Origin of the sequence: Methylobacterium sp. J-030, from assembly GCF_022829545.1 — a bacterium.
Classification (GTDB): domain Bacteria; phylum Pseudomonadota; class Alphaproteobacteria; order Rhizobiales; family Beijerinckiaceae; genus Methylobacterium.
Window position 1 is genome coordinate 1 of record NZ_JAKSYM010000107.1, and the last position, 8,255, is coordinate 8,255.

Annotated in this window: 12 protein-coding genes; 8 read left to right on the forward strand and 4 right to left on the reverse strand. The window is 69.7% G+C overall.

The annotated features are described in order from the left end of the window. Positions 1-70: 70 nt before the first annotated feature. Positions 71-1,339, reverse strand: coding sequence for a 5-aminolevulinate synthase (gene hemA, locus MKK75_RS06385; protein WP_244041786.1), 1,269 nt, complete (start codon positions 1,337-1,339; stop codon positions 71-73). Between the two features lie 341 nt (positions 1,340-1,680). Here hemA and MKK75_RS06390 point away from each other — a divergent pair, with 341 nt between their 5' ends. From MKK75_RS06390 to MKK75_RS06400, 3 genes are all read left to right on the forward strand, one after another. Beyond that, positions 1,681-1,860 (forward strand): hypothetical protein, encoded by a 180-nt coding sequence (locus MKK75_RS06390; RefSeq protein WP_244041777.1) that lies wholly within the window; start codon positions 1,681-1,683, stop codon positions 1,858-1,860. Positions 1,861-1,939: 79 nt separating this feature from the next. Then, positions 1,940-3,229, forward strand: coding sequence for a UDP-N-acetylglucosamine 1-carboxyvinyltransferase (murA, locus tag MKK75_RS06395; RefSeq protein ID WP_244041778.1), 1,290 nt, complete (start codon positions 1,940-1,942; stop codon positions 3,227-3,229). Between the two features lie 178 nt (positions 3,230-3,407). Further along, the gene (locus tag MKK75_RS06400; protein WP_313901833.1) at positions 3,408-3,584 is read left to right on the forward strand and encodes a helix-turn-helix domain-containing protein; all 177 of its coding nucleotides are present in this window, start codon (positions 3,408-3,410) and stop codon (positions 3,582-3,584) included. Between the two features lie 12 nt (positions 3,585-3,596). Here MKK75_RS06400 and MKK75_RS06405 read toward each other — a convergent pair whose 3' ends face one another. Then, positions 3,597-3,998, reverse strand: coding sequence for a hypothetical protein (locus MKK75_RS06405; protein WP_244041779.1), 402 nt, complete (start codon positions 3,996-3,998; stop codon positions 3,597-3,599). Between the two features lie 207 nt (positions 3,999-4,205). Between MKK75_RS06405 and MKK75_RS06410 the strand changes: the two genes are divergently transcribed. From MKK75_RS06410 to MKK75_RS06430, 5 genes are all read left to right on the forward strand, one after another. Beyond that, positions 4,206-4,643 carry a DUF2948 family protein gene (locus MKK75_RS06410; RefSeq protein WP_244041780.1) on the forward strand — a complete coding sequence of 146 codons (438 nt, stop codon included), beginning with the start codon at positions 4,206-4,208 and terminating at the stop codon, positions 4,641-4,643. A gap of 19 nt (positions 4,644-4,662) precedes the next feature. Beyond that, a complete protein-coding gene (gene hisD / locus MKK75_RS06415; RefSeq protein WP_244041781.1) occupies positions 4,663-5,958 on the forward strand; it encodes a histidinol dehydrogenase in 1,296 nt (431 codons plus the stop codon). A gap of 10 nt (positions 5,959-5,968) precedes the next feature. Next, positions 5,969-6,451 carry a UPF0262 family protein gene (locus MKK75_RS06420; RefSeq protein ID WP_244041782.1) on the forward strand — a complete coding sequence of 161 codons (483 nt, stop codon included), beginning with the start codon at positions 5,969-5,971 and terminating at the stop codon, positions 6,449-6,451. A gap of 23 nt (positions 6,452-6,474) precedes the next feature. Further along, positions 6,475-6,957, forward strand: coding sequence for a low molecular weight phosphatase family protein (locus MKK75_RS06425; RefSeq protein WP_244041783.1), 483 nt, complete (start codon positions 6,475-6,477; stop codon positions 6,955-6,957). Between the two features lie 194 nt (positions 6,958-7,151). Continuing rightward, positions 7,152-7,595: a hypothetical protein gene (locus MKK75_RS06430; protein WP_244041784.1), complete on the forward strand. Its 444-nt coding sequence runs from the start codon at positions 7,152-7,154 to the stop codon at positions 7,593-7,595. A gap of 65 nt (positions 7,596-7,660) precedes the next feature. On the opposite strand, the gene MKK75_RS06435 is transcribed toward MKK75_RS06430, so the two are convergent. Then, positions 7,661-7,987 carry a hypothetical protein gene (locus MKK75_RS06435; protein WP_244041785.1) on the reverse strand — a complete coding sequence of 109 codons (327 nt, stop codon included), beginning with the start codon at positions 7,985-7,987 and terminating at the stop codon, positions 7,661-7,663. Between the two features lie 123 nt (positions 7,988-8,110). Continuing rightward, positions 8,111-8,255, reverse strand: a 145-nt coding sequence (locus MKK75_RS06440; RefSeq protein ID WP_244041787.1) for a transglutaminase-like cysteine peptidase, incomplete at its 5' end; no start/stop codon positions are given.

Genomic DNA, 8,255 nt, shown 5'->3' on the forward strand with positions numbered 1-8,255 from the left:
CCCTGCTGACGCAGGGGCCACCCTCCCCCGCAGAGGGGGGAGGGAAACGCGCGGCGAGCCTCGAAAAAACCTACTCCGCCGCCTCGACGAACACTGTCCCGGCCCGCGGCAGGTCCAGCGTCTCCCAGGTCTCCGTCAACGCTGCGGCCAGGCGCTCGATGTGCCCGGCATCGTGGAACGGCGAGGGTGTGATCCGCAGGCGCTCGGTGCCGCGCGGCACGGTCGGGTAGTTGATCGGCTGGATGTAGATGCCGTGGCGCTCCAGTAGGTGATCGGCCGCCGCCTTGCACAGCTCGGCGTCGCCGACCATCACCGGCACGATGTGGGTCTCGGTCTCCAGAACCGGCAGACCCGCCGCGCTCAGCGCCGCCTTGGTGGCCGCGGCCTGGCGCTGGTGCGCCTCGCGCTCGGCGCTTGAGCGCTTGAGGTAGCGCACCGAGGCCCGGGCCGCCGCCGCCACCGCGGGGGGCAGCGCGGTCGTGAAGATGAAGCCCGGCGCGAAGCTGCGCACCGCGTCGCAGATCGCCGCCGAGGCCGTGATGTAGCCGCCGACGCAGCCGAACCCCTTGGCCAGCGTGCCCTCGATCACGTCGATCCGGTGCATCACCCCGTCGCGCTCGGCGATGCCGCCGCCGCGCGCCCCGTAGAGGCCGACCGCGTGGACCTCGTCGAGATAGGTCATCGCCCCGTAGCGGTCGGCGAGGTCGCAGATCGCGCCGATCGGTGCCACGTCGCCGTCCATGGAATAGACCGACTCGAACACGATCAGCTTCGGCCGGTCACCGGCCTCGCGCAGCAGCGTCTCCAGGTGCTGAAGGTCGTTGTGGCGAAAGATCTTCTTCTCGCAGCCGGAATGGCGCACGCCCTCAATCATCGAGTTGTGGTTGAAGGCGTCCGACAGGATCAGGCAGTCCGGGATCAGCTTGGCGATGGTCGAGATGCCGGCCTGGTTCGAGACGTAGCCCGAGGTGAAGACGAGGCCCGCCTCCTTGCCGTGCAGGTCGGCGAGCTCGCGCTCCAGATCGACCAGCGGCGAGGTGTTGCCGGCGATGTTGCGGGTGCCGCCGGCGCCGACGCCGCAGCGGGCGGCGGTCTCGGTCATGGCGGCCACCACCTCCCGGTGCTGACCCATGCCGAGGTAATCGTTGGAGCACCACACGGTGATCTCGGCGGTCTTCCCGTCCGGCTGGCGCCACTTGGCGGTCGGGAACCGGCCGGAGATGCGCTCAATATCGGCGAAGACGCGGTAGCGGCGCTCCCCGTGGAGCTGGTCCAGGGCGCCGCGGAAGTAGCGCTCATAGCCGGAGCCGGCACGCGTCGAACCCGTCGGGGCGAGCATCGGGCTGGGCATCCGGGTCACGGTCATCGAGCGTCCTTCGTGTTCGGCCGCGCGGGCGGCGCCATCCGGCGCCCTCGGTCCCGCAATCACGGTTCGGCCTCGGTCAGTCCTTCGCGTGAGGGGCGGAAGATACGCGCGGATCTGGAATTGGTTCAAGGTAACGTTCCGGCATCGCTGCCCTGCATCCGTTGAGCGGTCCGGCCGAACGCGATAGCGTCGCGCCGGGCTTGTCTGTCCCAATAGGGTGCCTGTTCCTTGCGCTTCCGCCCCGCATCCTTCAGAAGCGGCACCGGTTCGAATGCCGGGCCAGGCCGGAACTTTCGGCGACGAAGGGTCGCGCGGTGACCGACGCGAAGGACGAGCGCGCGGCGCGCCTGAAGGCCGCGCTCCGGGACAATCTCCGCCGCCGGAAGGCGCAGGGCCGCGGGCGTGCGGAGGCGCAGCCGGCGCCCGACGCGGATCGGACCATCGCGGGCGAGGCCGAATCAAGCGGTCCAGATTCCGACAAATCCCGTCTATAGGAACGGCCAAGCCTGGGCGCCGCGGCGCCCGCGAGGATCACGGCCGCGTGCCCGGCGGCGCGCCGCCCGAGGACACAGCATGGACCGCATCCACATCACCGGCGGCACGCCGCTCCACGGTGTCATCCCGATCTCGGGCGCCAAGAACGCGGCGCTGCCACTGATGATCGCGAGCCTCCTCACCGGTGAGACGCTGGAGCTGATCAACGTGCCGCGGCTTGCCGACATCGCCGCGCTGACGCGGATCCTCGGCAATCACGGCGTCGACCACATGGTCGTCGGCAAGCGCCCGGGGCAGACCGCCGAGACCGGGCAGACGATCCGGCTCACCGCCTCCAACATCATCGACACCACCGCACCCTACGAGCTGGTCTCGACCATGCGGGCGAGCTTCTGGGTGATCGCGCCGCTGCTCGCGCGGTTCGGCGAGGCGAAGGTCTCGCTGCCGGGCGGCTGCGCCATCGGCACCCGGCCGGTGGACCTGCTGATCATGGCGCTGGAGAAGCTCGGAGCCGAGATCGAGATCGACGCCGGCTACGTGGTCGCGAAGACGAAGAACGGGCTGCGCGGGGCCGAGATCGCCTTCCCGAAGGTCACGGTGGGGGGTACCCACGTGGCGCTGATGGCGGCGGCTCTGGCCTACGGCACCACGGTGATCGAGAACGCCGCCCGGGAGCCCGAGGTGGTCGACCTCGCCGAGTGCCTCAACAAGATGGGCGCCAAGATCCGCGGCGCCGGCACGCCCCATATCGAGATCGAGGGTGTGGCCCGACTCGGCGGCGCCCGGCACGCGGTGCTGCCCGACCGGATCGAGACCGGCACCTACGCCATGGCGGTGGCGATGGCCGGCGGCGACGTGACCCTCAAGGACACGCGGGCCGATCTGCTGCACTCCGCCCTCGACATCCTGTCGACCACGGGCGCCGAGATCAGCCAGGTCGAAGGCGGGATTCGGGTGCGCCGCAACGGCGCCGGCATCGCGGCGGTCGACGTGACCACCGATCCGTTCCCGGGCTTCCCCACCGACCTGCAGGCGCAGTTCATGGCGCTGATGACGCTCGCCAAGGGCCAGTCGCATATCCGCGAGACGATCTTCGAGAACCGGTTCATGCACGTGCAGGAGCTGGCCCGCCTCGGCGCCAAGATCCGGCTCGACGGCGACCTCGCCGTGGTCGAGGGCGTGGAGCGGCTGAAGGGCGCCCCCGTGATGGCCACCGACCTGCGCGCCTCCGTCTCGCTGGTGATCGCCGGGCTCGCCGCCGAGGGCGAGACCCAGATCAACCGGGTCTACCATCTCGACCGCGGCTTCGAGGCGCTGGAGGCCAAGCTCGCCCGATGCGGCGCGCAGATCGAGCGGGTGCGGTCGTAGGGCGCCCCTCCGGAACCGCCCTCGAGAAGGCGGGCACGGGACCGCACCCTTTCGGCAGATCCGCGGCCGGGACAGTCGTTCCGGCTGCCCGAGATAGCGGCTGGACGAAGAAGCTTCCTTCGCTAGGTCGACCCCAAGGGACGATCCGGTTGAGATCCTGCACTTTGCCATCACCGATATGGGCCACTCCCAGAGCGAGCTCGCCCAGTTGCTCGGGTCCCGGGCACGGGCCTCCGAGATCCTGAATCGGAAGCGCGCGCTGAGCCTCGGCCAGATCCGGGCGATCAGCGCGGCCTGGAACCTGCCGATCGCGCTGCTGGCCGCCCCCTATCGCCTGGAGGATGACGCGGCCTGACCGCGGCCCCCCTCAGTCGGCGATCTGTCCGCGCTTGTAGCCGAAGCCCGGGATATCGCAGCCGCACGGCGTGTTGGGCAGCGCGGCCGGCGCCGAGCATGTGCCGCGGGACGTGACGCAGACCGCGTCGTCCCACCGGCGGCGCGCCTCGCGGTCCCGCCACCGGGCCCGGGGCCAATCATACGCGTCGTAGAGCGGGGGTGGCGGCGGCGGCGGCAGATTCCAGTCGTCGTCCGCAGGCGGCGGCGGCGGCCGGTGGCGCGACCTGGGCGGCGCGTATTCGTAGCGACCCGGCCCGGGCTCCCCGTAAAAGTAGGGTTTCGCATCCGGCCCGACCTGCGCGCGCCCCGGGACGGCGAGCGGGAACCCCAGCGTCAAGGCGGCCAAGGCCGCGTGCGTGATGCGCTTTCCCATCCCGATCCTGCCTCGAGTCGTCGGCCGGGCGATCCTGCCCGCCCGGGCTGGCGCGAACTTGTGCCGCGGCGAAATCGCGGCCGGATCGCGATCCTGACTGCGGCCGTTGCCCGAACGCGGTGGTGCCGCTACCTACGCCCCTGCCGCACGCCCCGTCGTGCGCTTCTCCTCCGACCCGCACACCCCGTGTTTCCCGAGGACCCGTTCATGGAGCTGCTCAGGCTCGCCGCCCTCGACGCCGAGGACCTGACCGTGATCTCCGCCCACCTCCAGGACGCGATCCTGCGGCCGGAGGACCTCACCTACCTCGCCGACGAGCAGCGGTTCCTGATGGTCGCGCGGCGCTTCGACTGGACGCCCGACGTGCCGCCCCGGCGGCGGCTGGCCGGCCTGCACATCGAGCGTGTGCTCGCGGTGAAGACCCGGGGGCTCCGGCGCGACGACGCGATGCCGATGAGCCTGCTCGCCCTAACCTTCACGCCGACGGACGCGCCCTCGGGGGTCCTCGATCTCGTCTTCTCAGGGGGTTCGGGCGTGCGCCTGGAGGTCGAGTGCATCGAGATGCGGATGAAGGATCTCGGCCCGGTCTGGGAGGCGGCCACCCGGCCCGGCCACGACGTCGACCGGCCAGACGCGGCCGCCTGAGAGGGGACGGAGACTCACAATGGTCCGGCTCGACAGCAGCGATCCGCATTTCGCCGCCGATTTCGCGCGGTTGCTCACGGTCAAGCGCGAGATCGCCGAGGACGTGGACGAGGCCGTGCGCGGCATCATCCGTGACGTCGTCGAACGCGGCGACGACGCCCTGGTGGACTACACCCGGCGCTTCGATCGGCTCGGCCCGGACTTCTCCGCCGGGACCCTCCGGGTGACCGAGGCGGAGATCGCCGCGGCGGTCGAGGCCTGCCCACCCGAGTCGCTGGAGGCCCTGCGCCTCGCCGCCGGGCGGATCGAGGGCTTCCACAGCGCTCAGCGGCCGGCGGATCACCGGGCCACCGACGCCCTCGGGGTCACCGCCGGCTGGCGCTGGACGGCGCTGGAATCGGTCGGCCTCTACGTCCCGGGCGGGACGGCGAGCTACCCGTCCTCGGTGTTGATGAACGCGCTTCCCGCCCGGGTCGCCGGGGTGCCGCGCGTCGTCATGGTGGTGCCGACCCCGGACGGCCAGATGAACCCGCTGGTGCTCGCCGCTGCGCAGCTCGCCGGCGTCCACGAGGTCTATCGGGTCGGGGGCGCCCAGGCGGTGGCGGCCCTCGCCTACGGCACCGCGACGATCGCGCCGGTCGCCAAGATCGTCGGCCCCGGCAACGCCTGGGTGGCGGCGGCCAAGCGGCGGGTGTTCGGGCAGGTCGGCATCGACATGATCGCCGGCCCCTCCGAGGTGCTGATCCTGGCCGACGACCACGCCAACCCGGACTGGATCGCGGCCGACCTCCTGGCCCAGGCCGAGCACGACGTCGCCGCCCAGGCGATCCTGATCACCGACAGCGCCGATCTCGCCGATGCCGTCGAGAGTGCCGTGGAGCGCGCCCTCACTACCCTGCCTCGCCAGGAGATCGCCCGGGCGAGCTGGCGCGATTACGGCGCCATCGTCCGGGTGCGCGACTTCGACGAGGCGGTGCCCCTCGTCGACCGGCTCGCCCCGGAGCACCTTGAGATCGAGACGCAGGATGCCGAGGCACTGTCCGCCAAGGTCCGCAATGCCGGGGCGATCTTCCTCGGCTCGCACACGCCCGAGGCGATCGGCGATTATGTCGGCGGCCCCAACCACGTCCTGCCCACCGCCCGCTCGGCCCGGTTCTCATCCGGGCTCGGGGTGCTGGATTTCATGAAGCGGACCACGATCCTCGCCTGCACGCCGGAAAGCTTGCGGGCGCTCGGCCCGGCGGCCATAAACCTCGGCCGGTCCGAGGGCCTGGAGGGCCACGCCCGCTCCGTCGCGATCCGGTTGAACCTGTGAGGGGATGGGGATGGCGGAGAAGCAGCGCGGGCCGAACCGCCTCGCGAAGGTGAGCCTCGACGAGGCTTCCATCGCCCGCGGCAACCCGGATCAGGAGCACGAGCGGGCGATCGCCCTGTTCGACATCCTGGAGGACAATGTCTTCGCCATCCCCGGCCGCGAGGGGCCCTACACGCTGACGCTGGGCCTCGTGGAGAACAAGCTGTCGTTCGCGATCAGCACAACGGACGGCGAGCCGGTGATGACGCACCTCCTGTCGCTGACGCCGTTCCGGCGGGTGATCCGCGATTACGAGATGATCTGTGAGAGCTACTACAACGCGATCCGCACCGCCTCGCCCTCGCAGATCGAGGCGATCGACATGGGCCGGCGGGGCCTGCACAACGAGGCTTCGGAGACCCTGAGGCAGCGCCTCGAAGGCAAGGTCGATCTGGACCACGACACGGCGCGCCGGTTGTTCACCCTGATCTTCGCCCTGCACTGGAAGGGCTAGGGCGCCTTCCGCGCCGACCGGCGATGGCGGAGCCTTTTCCCGAGCTCACCCCCGAGACCAATCCGAAGAAGCGGCGGGTCCAGTCCGTCCTGTTCATGTGCAACTACAACGCCGTGCGCTCGGCGGCCGCGGAGGCGATCGCCCGCGCCTATTTCGGCAAATCCACCTATGTGCAGTCGGCCGGCGTGCGCTCCGGCGAGCCCACCGATCCCTTCATGATCGCAGCGCTGGACGAGATCGGAATCGACGCGAGCCGGCATCGCCCGCGCACGATCGAGGAACTGGAGGACTGGGAAGGGCTGAACTTCGATCTGATCATTACCCTCTCGCCCGAGGCCCATCACCGGGCCCTCGACCTGACCCACACCCTCGCGGCGGATGTCGAGTACTGGCCGACCCCCGATCCGACACTGGTGCAGGAGGCCTCCCGCGAGCAACGACTCGACGCCTATCGGGATGTCCGCGACGGGCTGACCCAGCGGATCAAGGCCCGGCTGAAGGCGTGACAGCGCCGGCTCCGGCCGCTTCCCAAATCCTCCGTCGACAAAACATTCAGACGCTGGCCCACATCTCAGCATGGAAGAGGCACGCGACGCGTACACGGCAGCGTGGAGACTCATGCCCGCATGCAATTACCATTGAGTGATCGTTGCGGATCTCTGATATATGGCACCCGCGATTCGAGATAAGGATCAGTGTCATGACAGTGAACCGTTTAAGCATCGCCTCTTTTATTATTTTTTCACTGCTAATCAGCACATCAAACTCTCAATGGGCGCCGTCCGGGAGCATGATCGACATTCCGGCAATGAATAATTGCTCGAAGACGGGGGGCGAAGTCGCGTCAGCAAATCCGGACGGCATTTTCCGATGCCCGTCACGCGCCAAGGTGATCGACGCTCAGGTGTCTGATGCGAGCCACTTTTATGTCGTGCAAGCCTACGGACAGATGGCGACGCGCAAAGTTTCCAAGACACTGGCCGATTGCTGGGCGGCCCACCAGCTCGCAGGTGCTCCGAACGGCCCGCACTACGTCCAGCAGTGGATCCGGCACTGGAAGATGTACGGGATCACGAACGCGACGTATGGCCGGCCCGAGCAGAGGATCGCCAACGTTCGAAGCTGTTGCGCCTGCGGGGTGTGAGGGTGCGGCGCTGTTCCCACGTGCCCGAGAGTCCCGCACCAGCCGATGCGGAGATCCCTGCAGCCTCAACCGGGATTGCTGATCAGCCACGCGCGGATGCGGCCGGCCAGCAGCGGCCGGGCGCGGGCGACGTCCTCGTCGTCGAGTAGAGGAGAGCCCGTCAGAGCGGCGAGATAGGCCGCCTCGGGGGCACGGCAGGCGTGAAAGGCGGCGTCCGCGGCCAGATCCCGGGCGGTCAGCGCGACCTGGATCCGGAAGTTGCGGGCGAGGCAGTCACGCCAGAGTGCGTGACGCGTCGCGGTCCCGCCCTCCGCCCGGGCCGGCCAGGCGATCACGACGAGGAGCACGGCCAACAGGAACGGGACCGGCGATACGAAGCGGGCTTGCAGCATCGATCATGCACTCCGTCCGGGACAGAGTGGCGGCGATGAGGTTAGCGCCCGGTTAACGCGGTCCCTGTCCCACAGGGAACCTCCGGCTTTCGCGAGCGGGCTCGCTCTCGACGGGCTCCGGCGTCAGCGGTTTGCGGTGGTGACGGGGGATGTGACGCCGCCGAGCGACACCCAGGCGACCGCGTCCTGGCTCTCGCGCTTGATGAACACGTAGCCGGTCCTGTGCCAGGGCAGGATCGCGCTGGTCTTGTTGTCGAGCACCAGATCG

What these genes read in the sequence shown, in the direction of transcription:
- hemA (WP_244041786.1), bottom strand. Translation starts at nt 1,339, where the DNA reads ATGCTCGCCCCGACGGGTTCGACGCGTGCCGGCTCCGGCTATGAGCGC.
- murA (WP_244041778.1), top strand. Translation starts at nt 1,940, where the DNA reads ATGGACCGCATCCACATCACCGGCGGCACGCCGCTCCACGGTGTCATC.
- MKK75_RS06400 (WP_313901833.1), top strand. Translation starts at nt 3,408, where the DNA reads ATGGGCCACTCCCAGAGCGAGCTCGCCCAGTTGCTCGGGTCCCGGGCA.
- MKK75_RS06405 (WP_244041779.1), bottom strand. Translation starts at nt 3,998, where the DNA reads ATGGGAAAGCGCATCACGCACGCGGCCTTGGCCGCCTTGACGCTGGGG.
- MKK75_RS06410 (WP_244041780.1), top strand. Translation starts at nt 4,206, where the DNA reads ATGGAGCTGCTCAGGCTCGCCGCCCTCGACGCCGAGGACCTGACCGTG.
- hisD (WP_244041781.1), top strand. Translation starts at nt 4,663, where the DNA reads ATGGTCCGGCTCGACAGCAGCGATCCGCATTTCGCCGCCGATTTCGCG.
- MKK75_RS06420 (WP_244041782.1), top strand. Translation starts at nt 5,969, where the DNA reads ATGGCGGAGAAGCAGCGCGGGCCGAACCGCCTCGCGAAGGTGAGCCTC.
- MKK75_RS06425 (WP_244041783.1), top strand. Translation starts at nt 6,475, where the DNA reads ATGGCGGAGCCTTTTCCCGAGCTCACCCCCGAGACCAATCCGAAGAAG.
- MKK75_RS06430 (WP_244041784.1), top strand. Translation starts at nt 7,152, where the DNA reads ATGACAGTGAACCGTTTAAGCATCGCCTCTTTTATTATTTTTTCACTG.
- MKK75_RS06435 (WP_244041785.1), bottom strand. Translation starts at nt 7,987, where the DNA reads ATGCTGCAAGCCCGCTTCGTATCGCCGGTCCCGTTCCTGTTGGCCGTG.